Genomic DNA, 17425 nt, shown 5'->3' on the forward strand with positions numbered 1-17425 from the left:
CTAATAGCCGTATTGATGAGTTGTTGCCGTTAACGCCGGAATTTATCGAAGCATTAAAACAAGAAAAATTATAGATGGTCGCGCCGGACGCTTACAATATATTCATAAGATAATCCATGGAACCATATCTGACAATTCCCTGTTCTGCAGCGATCTGGGCAGCGCAAACTGTTGTGCGACATACGGCTGGTTACGATGGAAAGCGGTATCGAGACAGGCGATCTGGACCATGCCAGGATATAATTTCGCCAGGATTTCAATGGCTAAATTTGATAAGGTTGATGCAGCGGGGCGAGTGGAATAAAACTTTTCAGGTCTGAGAGAATTGCTTCATTCACCATTACCGGTGACGAAAACTTTACACCACCATGCACGACACGATGACCTGCAGCAATAAGTGAAAAATTACCTGCTTGATCATTTATCAGTCTACAATCACTGACAGTGCCTGATCATGGGTGCGTATCTTTGTGGTTTCTGTACGCAACCGTTCTGTGATGACAAGTGTGTCGCCATGGTTGTCTACCAGAGTAAAATCATTCTGATGCCCAATACCGGTCAGTTTTCCACGATAGTGCATATTAAACGAACGCGTGTTCTGTGCTGAGGCATAGACAGCAAACTTGATACTGGACGAACCGGCATTAATGACAACAATTGCTTCCTGCATTTTGATCCTGTTTTAGAGGTAAACTAAAACTGTTTCCGGTATTTCGTAAAAATAGGGTAAAGGGGCGTCTCCTTGGTAAGGATACTGCCTGACAATCGTTCGATATATGCTGTATATCGTATACCAGTTGATTTTATTTTTAAACTTAACTGACCATAGCTGAAAGTCCACGACAGGCGTTTTAGCCTTTGGCGTCGCATCTTGCCCAACAATCTCATCAATTTTCGACTCAACACGCTGCATCAATTTCCTTGTCAAGATCTGCGGCAGGTGCGATGGTTTAAGAGCCGGACAGGCTACGCTTCTTTAGCTGTTTTGTGTGTGTGACAGAAGTCTGAACAAAGCCCGATTGCAGATACGTGTATCATCAATTTCCAGAATATCAGAGAAAGTTTCTGAATGAATTATTTTACGGAAAGTCTGTGGTGATAAGTTCTGGAAAAATACCGAGTCCTATGATTAATGAATTGATTACAATCACGCTGGCGAGGGTGCCTCTCGGCAGTGGAACGATATATTGCCCTGTTCTTTCTTTTTCCTCTGCAAAAAAAATGATCAGGATATGTAAATAGTAGTAGAAGGCAATTGCAGTGTTGATTACTGCAATAATGGCCAGAATGAAATGACCAGCTTCGACCGCCGAACCAAAAGCGAGTAATTTGGCAACAAATCCAGCTGTCGGGGGCAGGCCTGCGAGGGCCAGCAGGCTGATAGCCATGGATATTCCAAGAATGGGATACTGTCGTCCAAGCCCACGATATTCCTCCAGACTTTGTCGATCCTTGTCTGACAGGGCGAGTGCGGCAACAACGGCAAAAGCACCGAGATTCATCAGTGCATACGCCAGCGAATAGTAAATGGCAGCGTCGCGTCCCAAAGAGTTACCGGCTGCCAGTGCAACGAATATGTAACCGATATGTGCTATCGATGAATAAGCAAGCAGCCGTTTTATATTCTGCTGAAATAACGCCAGAAGATTACCGGCAAACATGCTGATCACCGCAAGAATCCATAGCAGTGGCAGCAACGCTTCCCATACCGGCTGTAGATTCAGGCATAACAGACGAATAAGAAATATCAGTACGGCTGCCTTAGCGATACTGGCGAACAAGGCCGTTACCGGGGCGGGGGCAGCCTGATAGATGTCAGGCGACCACATATGAAAGGGCACCAGCGCCAGTTTAAAACCCATACCCACCAGCAACAGGGTGACGGCGATTGCAGGCAGATGCCCGTCAGATAGCGACTGACTAAGTGCGGTTATGTTCAAACTGCCGGAATTGACGTAGGCCAGAGTCGTGCCATATAAAAAAAAAGCCGCAGCAATACCTGCGAGCATGGCATATTTTATACCGCCTTCAATTGCGTGTTTCTGTTTTGGTAGCCACGCAATCAAAGCGAAAAGCGGTACTGACAGAATCTCCAGCCCGACAAAGGCCATCACGAGATTCTGAGAAGAAATGAATAGCACCATTCCAAGCGTTGTGAACAGTATCAGGCTTAAATATTCTTCCCGCATTTCTTTCTGAGTCGGCGGGTAGTACAAGGAGAGAACGGTTATGACTATCGCGCCGAGCATGCAAAGCTGGATGAATAAACGACTCAATCTGTCGAATACTAAGATCCCGTCTATTTCATGGGGCACTTTCCACAAAATGGTCGCAGCGGTACCGAGTATTAAAACTATAATTGTAACGGCAGTCAGAGTGCGCGTTGATACATGTCCAGGCAAGATGCCCAGGCCGAGTACAGTGATTCCACCCAGACCCAGTATAATAAAAGGTCCAAGATTGATCAGGTCAATGGCTTGCATCTTCCGTTCCTGTGATGACAACCGTATTCAATTCGATAATGGTATCGGTCGGATTCTGCAAATAATCCAGGAAAGGCGCAGGATATAAACCCAGCCAGAGTACAAGAATTGTCAGTATCGCAAGAACCGATAACTCCCGAAGATCAAGGTCGCGCCATGCCGGGCTTTCGTTTACTTCGCCGAGCATGGCACGCTGATACATCCAGAGTAGATAAATCGCACCCGCAACAATACCCATGGCACCAGCGATGGCGAACGAGGCGGAAATCTGGTAGACGCCGGCTAACACTAGAAATTCACCGACAAAATTGGCCAGTCCCGGCATTCCCATGGCAGAAAGTGTGAACAATAGCAGCATTGTGCCTAAACGCGGCATCGGTAGCAGCAATCCTCCCATACGAGACAGTAAACGGGTGTGCGATCGTTCCTCGAGCATGCCGACAATGGCAAACATCGCACTGGTCGTTATACCGTGAGCGAGTATCAGTATCATGGCGCCATGAAGGCTTTCCTGGTTCCAGGCATAAATTCCCAGTACGACAAAACCGAGATGGCTGATGGAAGAGTATGCGATCAAACGTTTGAGATCTTCCTGTACCAGTGCGAGGAAGGCGCCGTAAAGAATGCCGACTACACCCAGTGCCATCGCGAACGGTGCAAATTCGAGAGAATCTTCAGGAAACAGTGGCAAACAGAAGCGCAACAGACCGTAGGCTCCGGTTTTCAATAGCAGGCCAGCCAGTATGATACTGCCGGCAGTTGGTGCTTCTGTATGCGCATCGGGCAGCCAGCTGTGAACCGGAAAGACCGGAATTTTTACGGCGAACGCCGCAAAAAAACCCAGCATGAGCCACATTCCGGTATTGTCAGGGAGATCGGTGTGCAGCAGCGCGAAGTAATCGAAGGTATAAGTTCCGGTCTGCTCACCATGAATGAAGTACAGTCCCAAGATTGATACCAGCATTAACAAAGAGCCTGTCAGCGTAAAAAGAAAAAATTTATAGGCAGCATATAGCCGTCGTTCATGGCCCCATATTCCGATTAAAAAATACATCGGAACCAGCATGAGTTCCCAGAATACATAGAACAGGATCAGGTCAAGTGCCAGAAAAACACCCATAATACCAGCCTCTGTAGCGAGCAGGAGCGCAGCGAAAACAGGCCAGTGAAGCTTGATCGAATGCCATGATACCAATATCGCGATTGGGATGAGTAAGGCTGTCAATAAAACCAATAGCAGGCTGAGTCCATCCATGCCGAGCAGAAATTGAATGCCCATGGAAGGAATCCAGGATGCTCGGACGATGTACATATATCCATCAGATCCGGGATTGGCAAACCACCAGAGACCCAGGGCAATCAGAAGCTCGGCAGCAGAAAAAAGCAGTGCCGCCCTGCGGGCCATGACAACATTGTTGTGCCACGCCAGAACGATCAACAGGGCGCCAGACAAAGGCAAAAAGATTAAAACACTCAACCAGTACATCATAGATTTACCATAACCAGTAGCCCAATAAGAAGACAGCTCCAGCACAAATCATCAGAGCATAACGATTCAACAGGCCATTTTGTGCGGTGCTGAGTTGTGCATGTCCGAAACGTAATCCCGACAGCAAACCATTCAATCCCCTATTCAGCACGCCGTACTCGAATCCGGTGCGACAATATGTGGCGAAAACCTTGTATCCGCGTGTCATTTTATGCAGCATAGCGTCAATCAGTAGTGACTCTATCAATTTAAAAAAATGGGCCAGTCTGAAATAACCGCCTACCAGCACAATTTTATACGTAGCATCAAATTTCCAGCCATCACGCAAGAAATCCGATAGAGGAAGGCGGTAACCTGTTTTTTCGCGGCGCACCAGCAAAAAAGCAATGCCCGCGCCCAGTAGAGGCAGTAAACTGGCTATCAACTGCAATACGTATACTGTCGCAAGCGGTGGATGTGTTGCTGTACCAAATTCATTCTCTAACCAGGTGCTCCAGAGTTGCGGTCCCGGCCATCCGGCCGGGAACTCCACAAAACCGGCTGTAATACTGAGTAAAGCCAGGATGAACAGCGGCCAGACCATCATTCGATTGACGGGCGATATTGAAACAGCCTTTTGAGAATTCTGAAATAACAGAAAATAAGTCCGGAATATATAAATTGAGGTTACCAATGTACCCAACGCCGCAATAACCCAGAGCAGCTGACCGGTCGATGCCGGCCAGACGGTGGTCAGAATGGCTTCTTTGCTGTAAAACCCGGCGGTGATCACGGGGATACCCGCAAGCGAAGCGGCGCCGACCAGAAAACAACCGTGCATCAGAAGAGAGTGACCACCATGGCTTCCCAGACGGTGAATGTCATGCTCATGGTTGTTGGCCTGAATGATTGCACCTGCGGTGAGAAACAGCAAAGACTTGAAAAAAGCGTGCGTAACCAGATGAAACAGCGCGAATGCATATGCGCCGCAGCCCAGCGCTAGAAACATATAACCGATCTGGCTGATTGTTGAGTAGGCCAGTACGCGTTTCAAATCATTTTGAGCCAGTGCCGAGCTGGCCCCATAAAGTATCGTCACCGCGCCAATGGCTGCTACCGTCCATTGTACCAGCGGTGTCAGTTCAAATAGCGGATGCATACGGGCAATCAGGTAAACCCCGGCCGTCACCATGGTGGCGGCATGAATCAGTGCGGAAACAGGACTCGGTCCGGCCATCGCATCAGGCAACCAGACTTGTAGTGGAATCTGTGCTGATTTGCCGACAGCACCGGCGAAAATCATGAAAGCTGTAATTGCGGCCAGTTGCGAATTAGGCTGCCACTGTTCAGAGATGGCATCAAACAAAACTGGCAGCGATAGCGTATTAAATTGACTGAACAGCAGAAAGATACCAAGCGCCAGCGACAGATCGCCGATACGCGTGGTGATAAACGCCTTGCGCCCCGCAGAGGCACGCACAGGGTCGCGGTACCAGAAACCGATTAAGGCAAATGAGCAGAGTCCGACCAGTTCCCATCCCAGATAAAGTAATAGCAGATTGTCGGCCAGTACCAGCAACAGCATGCCGCCTAAAAACAGATTAAGAAAAAAATAATAGCGGCGGTAGTCATTGTCTTTCGCCATGAAGGCAATCGAATAGAGGTGAATCAGTAAACCGACGCCGCTGACGACACTGACCATGACCAGAGAGATCCGGTCAAGCATTAGCCCGACAGTGGGGCGCCAATCACCAACAGCCACCCAGGTGTATACTGTTTGTTGCAAAGGTTGAGCATTTGCAGCGCCGTTAAGCCATGCCAACAGCACGGTCAGAAAAGCGGCTGCTGCTGCGCAACTAGCAAGAACAGCGATATGCCTGTATCGCAAGAACCCACCCAGCAAGACGATGATCAAAGCGCTGAGGATGGGTGCGCCGGGTATCAACCATAGCAACTGATTCACGGCGGACCTCTGTCGATATTGTCTTTGAGCAGCTTTAAATTGTCTGCCCGTGTTGTATTAAGGCGCTCAAATACAAGCCACACCAGAATCAGCGCAATCGCCAGTTCAGCAGCCGTGACAACCGTCAGGAAAATCGTCAGTACCTGACCATCGGCGTTCGTCCAATACTGACCGGCCGCTATGGCTGTCAACGCGGCGCCGTTGAACATAACTTCCAGTCCCATCAAAATAAACAGCAGTTCGCGTCGCAGCATGATGATCAGCAGCCCCAGCGTGAATAGCAACGCGGCAATGATGAGACTATGGCTGAGCGGGATCATAAGCGCTTCTTTCGGCTGAGATATAGTACGGCAATGAGCGCGGCCAGCAGTAAAATAGCCGCAGCTTCGACCACCAGAAGATAAGGCCCGAATAACGACTCACCGACCACTTTGGGTTCGATAACTGTAATTGTTTCATCTGCGGGTTCGGGTAAAAGTCCGAAAAATAACACCAGCAATTCCAGCCATAGAATCAATGCCAAAAAAGCAGGTACTTTCCAGCCAGCAGACAAAAACGGCAGTTGTTCCTGTGTTGGTCGCAGATTCATTACCATAATTAAAAACAAGAATAACACCATGATGGCGCCTGCATAAATCATGACTTGCAGTGCAGCCAGCAATGGAGCGCCGAGCAGGAAAAACAAGAGTGCCAGCGCCAGCAAGGCAATGACAAGATACAACGCGGCATGTATCGGGTTGCGGACGATCAGTATTGAACCGGCCGCCAGCACAGTAACAGCAGCGGTAAGATAAAAAATAATTTCATACATAACTGTTTCCACAGATTTGATACAGTTTCCGATTATTCTTGCTATATGCCCTCATGTACATTACGCTGATTATGGTAAGTTGCTGTCACGATCGACGGGCGGAGTGTCGCATTCAGCTTCACCGATTGCCTTGCCGGGTATGGCTACGCCAGCGCGACGATAAAAATTGTAACCGGGATGTTTTCCCTGTCCGTCAATCAATAATTGTTGTTTGTCGTAAACCAGGCTTGCATGGTGTTTTTCACACATTTCAAAATCCGGTGTCAGCTGGATGGCCAGTGTCGGGCAAGCCTCCTCGCAAAATCCACAGAAAATGCAGCGGCTGAAATCAATGGTGAAAGTTTCAGGGTAGCGCCGTCCTTCGTCCATTTGTCGCGACTGCAGGTGAATGCAGTCCACAGGACAAACCGCCGAACAGAGATAGCAGGCTACGCAACGTTCCTCGCCGTCAGGGTCGCGCGTCAGCACGATGCGTCCACGCCAGCGGGCTGGCAAAGAGCGTTTTACATCAGGGTATGGTATCGTATCGCGCTTGGTAAATGCATGACGAAGCACTGTCCATAGTGATCGTAGTATTCCGGTTCCTTGCGTTGATTGGTAAGATGGGATTGGTTTTTTTAGCATGAACTTCACCCTTTTATCCAGAACAGCCCGATTACGGCTGTTATCATGAGGTTAATCAATGCCGCAGGTAATAACAGTTTCCAGCCAAAACTCATCAGCTGATCGTAACGCAACCTGGGCATGCTTGTACGCAGCCAGAAAAACAGCAGAATCAGTATCAGCATTTTTATTGCAAACCAACAGACACCTGGCAGCCAGGGGCCGTGCCAGCCGCCTAGAAACAGTACGGTTGCAAGTGCGGCAATCAGCAAAACACCTATGTATTCACCCAAGAAGAAGAGTGCAAACTGAATGCCTCCATACTCGGTGCTATAGCCTGCCGCCAGTTCATTTTCCGCTTCGGGAAGATCAAATGGCAGACGATTTGTCTCTGCAATGCCGCAAATCAGAAATATAAAAAAACCAATTGGCTGCAAAAAAATAAAAGGTAACGACTGGGCTGCGACAATATCGACCAGACTGAATGATCCGCTTAGCATCACTACGCCCATTAGCGCAAGCCCCATGGGTAATTCGTAGCTGATCATCTGTGCCGCCGACCTCAGACCGCCAAACAGGGGATATTTGCTGTTTGAGGCCCATCCGCCAAGCATGATGCCGTAAACTCGCAGTGATGAGAGTGCCAGGACAAACAACAACGCGATGTTGATGTCAGCCAGCCACCAGTCATCATCGACGGGTACGACAGCGAAACTCAGTAGCGCGGTAAACGGTACAATGATCGGTGCAATAGTATAGATACTGCGATCGGCAAAAGGGGGAATGAAATGCTCTTTGGTGATCAGCTTGAGAAGATCAGCGACAGGTTGCAGCAACCCAAAGGGACCTGCACGGTTTGGGCCGAGCCGGTCTTGCAACAAGGCAAGTACACGCCGTTCTGCATATACCATGAATGCGGCAATTAAAAACAGAGAAAGCAGAACCAGCAACAGTATTGAAAATGCAAACAGCCATTGAGTGATCGTCATACAAGTTGCTCCAGATTAACTGAATCTCCATGGCCGATACCCAGTCGGGCGAGTATGCTGCGCTGGATAGCGACAGTCCCATTTGCAACGCTCGGGTTGATCTGTATGGATGTTTCCACAGAACTGACAGAATTCCATAGTCTGACTCTGGCACCGTTTTTTAAACTCGCACGAACGGCTGATTCGGGATTGATCAGTGCTGCGTTTGGAGGTGCAAGTTTCGTCAGAGCAGGGGAAAAACCGGCGAGCGGATCGTCACCTAACCAGCTTGCCAGTGCTGCTTGCCAGCCGTTATTAGATGAATGCGACTTGGTTTGAATCAATTCGCTATACTGTATGGGCAAGTGTTGGGCGGAAATGTGCGCACCTGGCGTACCGGGTGCTGGTGCTTGAAAACCGGGAAAGCTGTCCTGTAGCATGGATGCGGCATCACGGAGTGGATTTCCCAGTAAGTGGGATATCTCTGAGATGATATCTGCTGTGCTGGGTAGATATTCCGGACGATGAAAGACTGTGGAAAATCCCTGGGCGCGACCTTCGTAATTGACGAAAGTGCCGCTACGCTCAGGCCAGGCGGCAACGGGGATCAGTATATCGGCAGCCTCTGCCGTAGCGGTTGCGATACAGTCAAGCACAATCAGTGTATTAATATTTTGGCGTGCTGCGCGCCAGCGTGCTCCGGAACGTGGCTCGCTGAGCGGATCGCTGCCGGCCACGATCAGTGTCTGGACTTCGCCTCGTTCAGCTGCTCTCAGCAAAGTAACCGTTTCGCCCGCCGCGGAAAGCAGGGCGGCGCCGTAGGCATTGGGTCCGGGTAATACATAAATGAGTTGTGCTGTTGACTCCAATGCTTTTGCCAGTTCCGCCAGCGCGATTATGTCTTGTGCAGTTGAAGTTTCTACAACACCGGCCATCAGAGGCTGGCGTGCCTGTGAAAGTGTAGCAGCGATTGTTTTTATAGTTTGAGTGACTGCATCGTTAGCCCCGGACTGTCTGCTAATCTGCCTGTACAGTTGCGTTAGCATATCGTGCATTTTACGGGGGGCAATAGTTGCAGCCGTGGATGCGAATTGCGTCAATTGCGCGGCGCTGCTGTGCAGCATGGCCAGCTTGGCGCCATTGCGCCAGGCCTGGCGCAAGGCAAGGTCAATCATTGGTGCATGAAAGGTCAGATCGCCTGTAATTAAAGCAGCGTCAGTCTGTTCCAGGGCTGCGAGATGCGGTGTATTGTCGAGTTCCTGCATCCGGCTGACTGCGGTGAGTGTTGCTGTCTCCAGTTCGGGATCATTGAATGCTGTAAAAATCCCTTTCAAATCATTTAACAAACTCCGAAGCATCACGTTGCCTTCCAAATCTTCGCGCACGGATCCGATCCCGCCAGTACGCTCCGCTGCAGCCTGTATTTCTCTGGCTGCCGCAGCAAGAGCACTCCGGTAATCTGTATTGGTTCCGGAAACCCGCGGCGACAAGGGACGGGTATTGTGTTCACTGTACTGATGGCCGTATTGCCCCCTGTCGCAAATAAACCAGCGGTTCAATTCTTGGTGTTTGCGATTGCGTACTCTGCGTAGCGTGCCATCCCGGGCTCCTGGCAGTGTATTGCAGCCGACGCTGCAATGTGGGCAAATCGACGGTGCTGTTTTTAAATCCCAGGTGCGTGCAAAATGCTGCCGAAAGACAGCATCGGTAAATACGCCAGTCGGACAGATTTCAACCAGATTGCCGGCAAAGGGGTTTTCCAGCGGGCCATCCTGAAAGCGGCCGAAATAAACTTCGTTACGCAAGCGCATGGCGCCAAAGTCATTGCCCAATGCATAGTCCTGGTAAAAACGTGTGCATCGGTAGCAAGTGATGCATCGGTTCATTTCATGGTGGATCAACGGGCCAAGATCCTGGTTAGGGAAGGTGCGCTTGTTACCACGGTAGCGGCGGTATGACGGGCCACAGGCAACAGTCATTTCCTGCAGATGACACTCACCTCCTTCATCACAGATGGGACAGTCATGAGGATGATTGACCATCAGCAGCTCGATAACATGTCTTCTGACCTGTTGTGCTGCTTTGGCTGAGAGCGATACTTCCAATCCTGTTTGGGCAGGTTCAAGGCATGCCATAACCACGTGCGCGGCTTTATCAGAATCCTTGGGTTTGATTTCGACAGCACAGAGACGGCATGCACCCAGACTGCCAAGCGCAGCGTGATAGCAAAAATGGGGAATTTGGATATCCGCTTTCAGCGCGGCCTGCAGAATATTTTCTCCAGGTTCGAATGGAATGCTGCGGCCGTCAATCAGAATCGTATCCATTTTACACCGCTTCCTTTCCGCTAGCATCAAACGGGCAGCGTTGGGTTATGACATGTTGCTCGTAGTGTTCATAATAATTTTTAAGGCTGCTGACGAGTGGCATGACTGCTCCGGGTGCAAATGCGCAAAATGACTGCGTAGCTATTGTGGAACAGAATTCATCCAGCAGTGTCAGATCATCGGCTGAACCATTTCCGGTTGCGATGGCGGTCAGAATTTGTGCCAGATAAGGCAATCCGTCGCGGCAGGGAGTGCAGAATCCACAGGATTCACGTGCAAAGAAACGCGTGAGATTCAGCACGGTTTCGATCGGACAGGTGGTGTCGTCCAGAATAATCAGGCTGCCTGTACCGAGCCGGGAGCCTGCTTCGGCAACCGGATCGAAATCCATCGGTACATCCAGATGTTGGGGTAGCAAAAATGCAGTTGAAGCGCCGCCGGGTAGAAAACCGAGCAAAGTTCTTTCGTCATTATCCAAACCTCCAGCGTGTTTGAAGATCAATTCCCTTGCCGGCGTGCCGCAGGGCAATTCGAATACACCCGGATGCTTTACTTTGCCACTGACGCAGAACAGCTTTGTTCCGCAGCCACCATTGATGCCAAGACGGCGAAACCATTCGGCACCGTTAATCAGTATATGCGGAACATTGACCAGGGTTTCAACATTATTGGTAGTCGTTGGCTGGCCCCAGAGTCCATGCGTGCTCGGACGCGGAATTTTAGGACGCGGATTGGGGCGTTTGCCTTCAATGGCATTGATCTGGGCGGTTTCCTCGCCACAGATATAACGTCCGCCACTGAGGTGCACTTCGATATGCAGATCAAAACCGCTGCCCCCCAGATTGCGCCCCAACAATCCGGCTGTTTCCGCTTCACGGATTGCCTGAATCAGCCTGTGGCCACCTTTGGCGTACTCACCCCTGACAAATATAAAAGCGCGTTCGGCCTGAAGTGCGAAGGCAGAAACAATAACGGCTTCAATAATGGCATGTGGAGCACCGTAAAGCAGGTAGCGATCCTTGAATGTGCCCGGTTCGGATTCATCAAGATTACATACCAGATAACGCGGTGACGGCGCATCTGCTCCCCGCAAACGCCATTTCATCCCGCATGAAAAACCGGCGCCGCCCCGACCGCGTAGGTTGGCTGCTTCCACTGTTTCAATTATTTTTTCAGGTTTGAGGTCAAATGCGGCACTCAGACTGCGATAACCTCCAATAGCCTGGTAAGCGGCCAGATTCTGCGGATTGTCCTGATCGAGATGGCGGGTCAAGATGGCTTCCATACACTATTCTTCTGTTTGTAGACGTTTCAGCAACGCTTCCAGCAAGGTGCGACTCAAAGGACCTGCAGCTTCGCCGTCAACCAGGGCTGCAGGTGCCTTGTCACACAGGCCCAGACAGATGCTTGGCAGGACGGTGGGGGCGTTTTCTGACGCGAGGTTGCCGAGTGAAACACCAAGATAGTGTTCGGCTGCGGTCAGTAGCTGGTCTGCGCCGCGCATGCTGCAACAAACGCTGTCGCATATTTGGACAATGTGGCGTCCAGTCGGGCGACGGTAAATCAGGCTGTAAAATGTCGCCAGTTCTTCAATCTCTGTTGAGGACAAACCAGTAACTTCGGCAATTTTTTCAATGGCGGCGTCGTCAAGATATCCGGTTTCGGATTGTAAGGACAGCATGGCCGGTACCGCTGCTGCCCGGCGATCCGGATGATCGGGTGGCAGATTGGCCAAATCTTTTTGCAATGTATCTATATCAGTCATACAAACGCTCCCGTTAACGGTCGATATCAGCCAGGATATAATCAATGGAACCGAGAATGGCAAACAAGTCAGCGAGAAAATGCCCGGTTGCAAGTAACGCCAGAGCCTGCATGTGCGGAAAAGAAGGCGTACGGATGCGCAGACGGTATGGGTGTTCGGTGCCATTACTGACTACATAATAGCCATTCATGCCTTTGGGTGCCTCAGTAATGAACAGGCTTTCTCCTGTAGGAAACGTCATGCCATGCCCTACAGTGATAAAATGATGAATCAGTGTTTCAATATCCTGCAGCGTTGCTGCTTTTCTCGCAAAGGCGTAACGTGCCTGGTCGGAGAGTATCGGTCCTTCCGGCATATTTGTCATTGCCTGTTCGACAATACGCAGACTTTGCCGAATTTCTTCCAGCCGTAATTCGGCGCGGGCGAGTGAATCACCTTCTGTAGCAGTCGGCACATCGAAATCATAGTGTTCGTAGCCGCTGTAGGGGCGGCGTTTACGCAAATCCCAGTCAACCCCGCTGGCGCGTAGATTGGGGCCGCTGATTCCCCAGTCAATTGCATTCTGCGCGGACAATATGCCGATGCCACGACTGCGGTGATGCATAATAGTATTACCGGTCAGTAATGCTTGGTATTCATCGACCGCATCAGGCATGCGCTTTAAAAAAGCCTGCAGTGCTGTGTGCCACCCCTCTGGTAAATCCAGGGCAACGCCGCCGATACGGAAAAAAGCCGGATGCATGCGACCACCCGTTATCATTTCCATGACATCGAACAGATATTCGCGATCGCGAAATGTATAAAATGGCGGAGCCAACGCACCCAGGTCATGTGAATAACTGGCCAGCCAAACCAGATGACTGGAGATACGAAACAGTTCGCAGAGCATGACGCGCATGACCTGTGCACGTTCCGGCACTTCGATTCCGGCTAGTTGCTCGACTGACAGGACATAAGGCAATTCATTCTGTACACCGGAGAGATAATCGATCCGATCGGTATAGGGAATATAGCTGTGATACGTCTGGCGTTCGGCCATTTTTTCAGCACCGCGATGGTGAAAACCGATCTCCGGACGTACGCTGCGGATTGTTTCGCCTTCCAGCCGGACAACCAGGCGCAGCAAACCGTGGGTACCGGGGTGGGTGGGGCCGATATTCAGCGTGATTTCATCTTCAGCGTTTCCGGGTTCGTGATAGTCCTCGGCACGATAGCTCTCCATGATTGTACGATAGCGTTCTTCCGGAAGACTGTAGGGCGCCATTTCTGTGGCGCGGCTCGGATGTTCCTTGCGTAGAGGATGGCCTTCCCAGTATTCAGGCATCAGAATACGCCGCAGGTTTGGGTGATCGCTGACATTAATACCGAACATGTCGTAGAGTTCGCGCTCGTACCAGTTGGCACATTGCCAGACAGAGCAGATGCTGGGCAATACCGGATCGTTTGAAGGTATGTGCACCTTGATACGCAGGTCCGTATTACCGGATAGCGATAACAGTTGATAAAATACTGTCAATCTGTTCTTGCGTTCTGTATCGTCGATTGCAGAAAGATCGAAAAGCATCTCATATCGCGGTGTCGCAGTATATTTTAGAAATTTCAGGGTGTCGGCAATCTGCTCCGGTGCCACTGATACAGTATTAATACTGTCGCACGGCAGTTCGTCGATAACAGCGTTGAAGCGGGTTGCTAGCTGACTCATGAGTTCCGCATCCGCATCAGTCATCTTTGTCTCCGACTCTCAGACCAAGCGGACGATGTTCGCGGCCGATCGAATCCTGTAGCAAAACCAGTCCTTCAAGTAAGGCCTCGGGTCTGGGCGGGCAGCCTGGTACGTAAACATCGACCGGAAGAATACGGTCAATTCCTTGAACTACGCTGTAGATATCATACATACCGCCGGAATTAGCGCAAGAACCCATCGAGATAACCCATTTAGGCTCGAGCATCTGATTGTACAGGCGCAGAATCATGGGAGCCATTTTGATGAACACAGTACCTGAAACAATTAACAGATCAGCCTGCCTCGGTGAGCCACGCATTACCTCAGCGCCGAAGCGGGCGATGTCATGGCGTGGTGTAAATGATGCCATCATCTCAACGAAGCAACATGAAAGGCCAAAGTTAAATGGCCACAAAGAATATTTTCGTCCCCAGGAGACCATTTCCTCGAGTCGGCCGAAAACTGCTGTTAATGGTCCTTGGGTGTTTTGTCCGAAATCCACTCCAGACCTCCCTTTCGCCACTCATAAATCAAGCCAAATAGCAGAATCAAAATAAAAACACACGCGCCGATTACTCCTCTGATACCGAGCTCCCAGTAAGTCACCGCCCAGATAAACAAGAATGCGGCTTCGATATCGAATATCAGAAAAGAGACTGCGATGACGTAGAATGATACTGGCATACGTGTTCGTGCATCACCCGTTGGTGGAACACCGCACTCAAATGGTTGTTCTTTGTCCCACTGAGCGCGATAACTGCCCAGCCATCGTGCGATCCATAACAAGCTGCCTAACACGAACAGAATCAACAACGAAAAAGAACCGATTATGGCAGCAGGTTCCATATTTTGCACTTTGGACACCTCCCATGGGCGTATATACAGTCGGGTATTTGTCGACTGCACGAAAAAAAGTCTGTGCAGAAACGGCATAACGATTAAAGAAAATAATCGCCCGGATAATACAAGTTTCAATAAAACGCTACGATAAGTCAAATTAAAAGTCAAGCTGGGTGATTCGAGCGTCTCAGCGAAATGTGAGCATACTGGACTAGAGTGCTATACTGTGCTTATAGTGCCTGTAGACGAAACGGATTGTGCAAGTATTTCTAGGAAACCAGTAGGAGATATAGGATGAAAACTGTAGGGCAATTACTTGATGAGAAAGGTCATGAAGTCAAAAGTATCGCGCCGGAAACTGCGCTCACCGAAGCCATGCAGCTGATGGCAGACAGTAATATCGGTGCTTTGCTGGTTGTGCAGGATGAGAAACTTGTGGGAATTTTGACAGAAAGGGATTTTTCTCGAAAATCGTATTTAATGGACAAGCCTGTCAAAGATATGCGAGTCAATGAAATCATGACGCGTCAGGTAGCTTATGTACATCCGGATTATACCAACAAGGACTGCATGGCGTTGATTACCGAAAGGCGCGTGCGTCATTTGCCTGTTTTGGAAAATGAACGCGTAGTTGGCCTGATTTCCATTGGTGATCTGGTAAAAGACATCATTTCAGAGCATCAATTTATCATTCATCAGTTGGAGCGTTATATATATAGTACACCGGAATAACACGGGTAACAGCTTGAGCGCAGGGGTTTGAAGACTGTCTGCCTGGGTTGCATGCCGGTTCTGTTGTGTCTGGTCCTTTTTGTTTCACAATCGCATGAAGGCTCTTAGTGTGTTGTCTAAGCGGCCGGTTCATTAAAACCGGCCATTTGAAACCAGAGAAAACAGAATAGACTGGAGCAATCCTGCTTTTATGCAGATCATAGCTCTGATATATTATCTATTGGCTCTGGATCTACAAGACTGCTATTAAACGATGCCATACATTACATCGTTACAATTTGTCTGCGTGATCACGGAGGTACTCTGAGACTCCTTCCGGACTTGCTTTCATGCCTGTATCTCCTTTTTTCCAGCCAGCCGGGCAGAGTTCACCCTGTTCTTCAAAAAATTGCAGCGCATCCACCATTCGCAACATTTCGTCAACATCGCGTCCAAGCGGCAAGTCATTGACAACTTGGTGTCGAACAATGCTTTTTTTGTCGATCAGGAAAGAACCTCTGAGCGCTACATGATTCGGGTGACTGACGCCATATGCTTTCATAACCTCGCCACCAAGATCCGATACCAGGGTAATATCAATCGGCCCGATACCGCCTTGGGTTATGGGCGTGTTGCGCCATGCATAATGTGTAAAATGCGAATCTACAGATACACCGATGACTTCTACATTGCGTTGCTGAAAATCCTTGGCACGATGTGAGTGTGCGATAATTTCCGAAGGACAGACGAAGGTAAAATCCAGCGGATAAAAAAACAGCACTGCATATTTGTCTCGAATATGTGCATGAAAATTAAAATTTTCATCAATACTACCGTCGGGTAAAACAGCAGGTTTTGTAAAATCGGGAGCAAGATACGTGACAAGCGTAGACATAAATTAACCTTTTAAGTGTTATTTGGGAGTTCCGGATTTTAGGCAATCCGGCTTTTACATTTCAGTACAGTGCATACAGATAATATAATTATAATTTGTTTCATTTTATGAAATATGTTTGTTGGTTTTACTACGTAAAGGTTCAGTATTAATGCTCGTAAAGCTACAATTAAACGTATGGAAACTACAAAAAGATGAATGAACGACTATCTGAATACAACGCAGCCTTACGAGACAAATCCGCTTTGGAGATTGTAAACTGGGGTATTTCCAGAGCGAACAATCAGGCAATGGTGTCAACCAGTTTCGGCCCTCTGGAGGCTGTTGTTCTTCATCTCTGCACCCGGGTGCAGCCTCATATTCCTGTGTTATGGATAGATCATGGATACAACAGACCTGCGACTTATCGACATGTCGAAAAACTTAGGGAAACACTCGATCTTAATCTCAAAATCTACGTCCCCAGGTTGACTGCCGCGTATCGAGACGCAATTTATGGGCCTGTTCCGAATATTGACAATGAAGCAGAGCTTAAAAAATTCAGCGAGATGATGAAATTAGAGCCTTTTAACCGTGGTATGAATGAACTTTCACCCGTCGTTTGGTTCACGTCATTACGCAGAGTACAGAATCAGTTTCGTGAAAAACTGGATATTGTCTCCGAAGACAAAATTTACGGGACAATTAAATTAAACCCTGTTTTTTATTGGACAGACGCCGACATGGAGGCTTATCTAGTACAACATGATCTTCCAAATGAATGGGATTACTTTGATCCGGCCAAAGCGGAACAAAAACGGGAATGCGGACTGCATGTCAGATGAATGTTTATTTCTGGTTTTGTAGAAATTGGGCGTTCAACAATCAG

Annotated in this window: 19 protein-coding genes; 2 read left to right on the plus strand and 17 right to left on the minus strand. The window is 49.1% G+C overall.

The window, feature by feature from the left end; translation table 11 throughout:
- Positions 1–102: 102 nt before the first annotated feature.
- The 16 genes from BMX44_RS17575 to BMX44_RS14320 all read right to left on the minus strand — a co-directional run bounded on the left by BMX44_RS17575 (position 103) and on the right by BMX44_RS14320 (position 15017).
- Positions 103–261, minus strand: coding sequence for a hypothetical protein (locus tag BMX44_RS17575; RefSeq protein WP_425433719.1), 159 nt, complete (start codon positions 259–261; stop codon positions 103–105).
- Between the two features lie 2 nt (positions 262–263).
- Positions 264–428: a hypothetical protein gene (locus tag BMX44_RS17580; protein ID WP_090634285.1), complete on the minus strand. Its 165-nt coding sequence runs from the start codon at positions 426–428 to the stop codon at positions 264–266.
- Positions 425–670 carry a hypothetical protein gene (locus BMX44_RS14250; RefSeq protein WP_090634286.1) on the minus strand — a complete coding sequence of 82 codons (246 nt, stop codon included), beginning with the start codon at positions 668–670 and terminating at the stop codon, positions 425–427. Before BMX44_RS14250 ends, BMX44_RS17580 begins: the two co-directional genes overlap by 4 nt.
- Before the next feature lie 409 nt (positions 671–1079).
- Positions 1080–2483, minus strand: coding sequence for an NADH-quinone oxidoreductase subunit N (locus BMX44_RS14260; RefSeq protein ID WP_090634290.1), 1404 nt, complete (start codon positions 2481–2483; stop codon positions 1080–1082).
- On the minus strand, positions 2470–3972 hold the full coding sequence (locus BMX44_RS14265) for a complex I subunit 4 family protein (protein ID WP_245738952.1): 1503 nt from the start codon (positions 3970–3972) through the stop codon (positions 2470–2472). The genes BMX44_RS14260 and BMX44_RS14265 overlap by 14 nt, the downstream gene beginning before the upstream one ends.
- Before the next feature lie 4 nt (positions 3973–3976).
- Entirely contained in the window at positions 3977–5914 is a 1938-nt protein-coding gene (gene nuoL, locus BMX44_RS14270) for an NADH-quinone oxidoreductase subunit L (protein WP_090634293.1), read from the minus strand.
- A complete protein-coding gene (gene nuoK / locus BMX44_RS14275) occupies positions 5911–6234 on the minus strand; it encodes an NADH-quinone oxidoreductase subunit NuoK (protein WP_090634295.1) in 324 nt (107 codons plus the stop codon). The genes nuoL and nuoK overlap by 4 nt, the downstream gene beginning before the upstream one ends.
- A complete protein-coding gene (locus BMX44_RS14280) occupies positions 6231–6725 on the minus strand; it encodes an NADH-quinone oxidoreductase subunit J family protein (RefSeq protein WP_090634297.1) in 495 nt (164 codons plus the stop codon). Before BMX44_RS14280 ends, nuoK begins: the two co-directional genes overlap by 4 nt.
- 69 nt (positions 6726–6794) lie before the next feature.
- Complete coding sequence (gene nuoI, locus BMX44_RS14285) at positions 6795–7349, minus strand: NADH-quinone oxidoreductase subunit NuoI (RefSeq protein WP_090634299.1); 555 nt, start codon at positions 7347–7349, stop codon at positions 6795–6797.
- Positions 7350–7354: 5 nt separating this feature from the next.
- Positions 7355–8317: an NADH-quinone oxidoreductase subunit NuoH gene (gene nuoH, locus BMX44_RS14290; protein WP_090634301.1), complete on the minus strand. Its 963-nt coding sequence runs from the start codon at positions 8315–8317 to the stop codon at positions 7355–7357.
- Positions 8314–10623, minus strand: coding sequence for an NADH-quinone oxidoreductase subunit NuoG (gene nuoG, locus BMX44_RS14295; protein WP_177167777.1), 2310 nt, complete (start codon positions 10621–10623; stop codon positions 8314–8316). The genes nuoH and nuoG overlap by 4 nt, the downstream gene beginning before the upstream one ends.
- A 1-nt stretch (position 10624) precedes the next feature.
- Positions 10625–11908, minus strand: a complete 1284-nt coding sequence (locus BMX44_RS14300; protein WP_090634304.1) for a complex I 51 kDa subunit family protein — start codon at positions 11906–11908, stop codon at positions 10625–10627.
- 3 nt (positions 11909–11911) lie between these two features.
- A complete protein-coding gene (gene nuoE, locus BMX44_RS14305) occupies positions 11912–12388 on the minus strand; it encodes an NADH-quinone oxidoreductase subunit NuoE (protein ID WP_090634306.1) in 477 nt (158 codons plus the stop codon).
- Positions 12389–12401: 13 nt separating this feature from the next.
- Positions 12402–14114 carry an NADH dehydrogenase (quinone) subunit D gene (nuoD, locus tag BMX44_RS14310; protein ID WP_090634308.1) on the minus strand — a complete coding sequence of 571 codons (1713 nt, stop codon included), beginning with the start codon at positions 14112–14114 and terminating at the stop codon, positions 12402–12404.
- The gene (locus BMX44_RS14315; RefSeq protein ID WP_281246255.1) at positions 14107–14613 is read right to left on the minus strand and encodes an NADH-quinone oxidoreductase subunit B; all 507 of its coding nucleotides are present in this window, start codon (positions 14611–14613) and stop codon (positions 14107–14109) included. The genes nuoD and BMX44_RS14315 overlap by 8 nt, the downstream gene beginning before the upstream one ends.
- On the minus strand, positions 14580–15017 hold the full coding sequence (locus BMX44_RS14320) for an NADH-quinone oxidoreductase subunit A (RefSeq protein WP_218143982.1): 438 nt from the start codon (positions 15015–15017) through the stop codon (positions 14580–14582). The genes BMX44_RS14315 and BMX44_RS14320 overlap by 34 nt, the downstream gene beginning before the upstream one ends.
- Before the next feature lie 228 nt (positions 15018–15245).
- On the opposite strand from BMX44_RS14320, the gene BMX44_RS14325 reads away from it, so the two are divergent.
- The gene (locus BMX44_RS14325) at positions 15246–15683 is read left to right on the plus strand and encodes a CBS domain-containing protein (RefSeq protein ID WP_090634311.1); all 438 of its coding nucleotides are present in this window, start codon (positions 15246–15248) and stop codon (positions 15681–15683) included.
- 271 nt (positions 15684–15954) lie between these two features.
- On the opposite strand, the gene BMX44_RS14330 is transcribed toward BMX44_RS14325, so the two are convergent.
- Entirely contained in the window at positions 15955–16557 is a 603-nt protein-coding gene (locus BMX44_RS14330) for a peroxiredoxin (RefSeq protein ID WP_090634313.1), read from the minus strand.
- A gap of 194 nt (positions 16558–16751) precedes the next feature.
- On the opposite strand from BMX44_RS14330, the gene BMX44_RS14335 reads away from it, so the two are divergent.
- Positions 16752–17381 carry a phosphoadenosine phosphosulfate reductase domain-containing protein gene (locus BMX44_RS14335; protein ID WP_090634314.1) on the plus strand — a complete coding sequence of 210 codons (630 nt, stop codon included), beginning with the start codon at positions 16752–16754 and terminating at the stop codon, positions 17379–17381.
- Positions 17382–17425: the final 44 nt, after the last annotated feature.

It is taken from the genome of Nitrosomonas marina (assembly GCF_900110145.1).
GTDB lineage: Bacteria > Pseudomonadota > Gammaproteobacteria > Burkholderiales > Nitrosomonadaceae > Nitrosomonas > Nitrosomonas marina.

Bases quoted from the DNA above. Each gene is read 5' to 3' on its own strand.
- BMX44_RS14250 (WP_090634286.1), bottom strand. From the start codon at position 670: ATGCAGGAAGCAATTGTTGTCATTAATGCCGGTTCGTCCAGTATCAAG.
- BMX44_RS14260 (WP_090634290.1), bottom strand. From the start codon at position 2,483: ATGCAAGCCATTGACCTGATCAATCTTGGACCTTTTATTATACTGGGT.
- BMX44_RS14265 (WP_245738952.1), bottom strand. From the start codon at position 3,972: ATGATGTACTGGTTGAGTGTTTTAATCTTTTTGCCTTTGTCTGGCGCC.
- nuoK (WP_090634295.1), bottom strand. From the start codon at position 6,234: ATGATCCCGCTCAGCCATAGTCTCATCATTGCCGCGTTGCTATTCACG.
- BMX44_RS14280 (WP_090634297.1), bottom strand. From the start codon at position 6,725: ATGTATGAAATTATTTTTTATCTTACCGCTGCTGTTACTGTGCTGGCG.
- nuoI (WP_090634299.1), bottom strand. From the start codon at position 7,349: ATGCTAAAAAAACCAATCCCATCTTACCAATCAACGCAAGGAACCGGA.
- nuoH (WP_090634301.1), bottom strand. From the start codon at position 8,317: ATGACGATCACTCAATGGCTGTTTGCATTTTCAATACTGTTGCTGGTT.
- nuoG (WP_177167777.1), bottom strand. From the start codon at position 10,623: ATGGATACGATTCTGATTGACGGCCGCAGCATTCCATTCGAACCTGGA.
- BMX44_RS14300 (WP_090634304.1), bottom strand. From the start codon at position 11,908: ATGGAAGCCATCTTGACCCGCCATCTCGATCAGGACAATCCGCAGAAT.
- nuoE (WP_090634306.1), bottom strand. From the start codon at position 12,388: ATGACTGATATAGATACATTGCAAAAAGATTTGGCCAATCTGCCACCC.
- nuoD (WP_090634308.1), bottom strand. From the start codon at position 14,114: ATGACTGATGCGGATGCGGAACTCATGAGTCAGCTAGCAACCCGCTTC.
- BMX44_RS14325 (WP_090634311.1), top strand. From the start codon at position 15,246: ATGAAAACTGTAGGGCAATTACTTGATGAGAAAGGTCATGAAGTCAAA.
- BMX44_RS14330 (WP_090634313.1), bottom strand. From the start codon at position 16,557: ATGTCTACGCTTGTCACGTATCTTGCTCCCGATTTTACAAAACCTGCT.
- BMX44_RS14335 (WP_090634314.1), top strand. From the start codon at position 16,752: ATGAATGAACGACTATCTGAATACAACGCAGCCTTACGAGACAAATCC.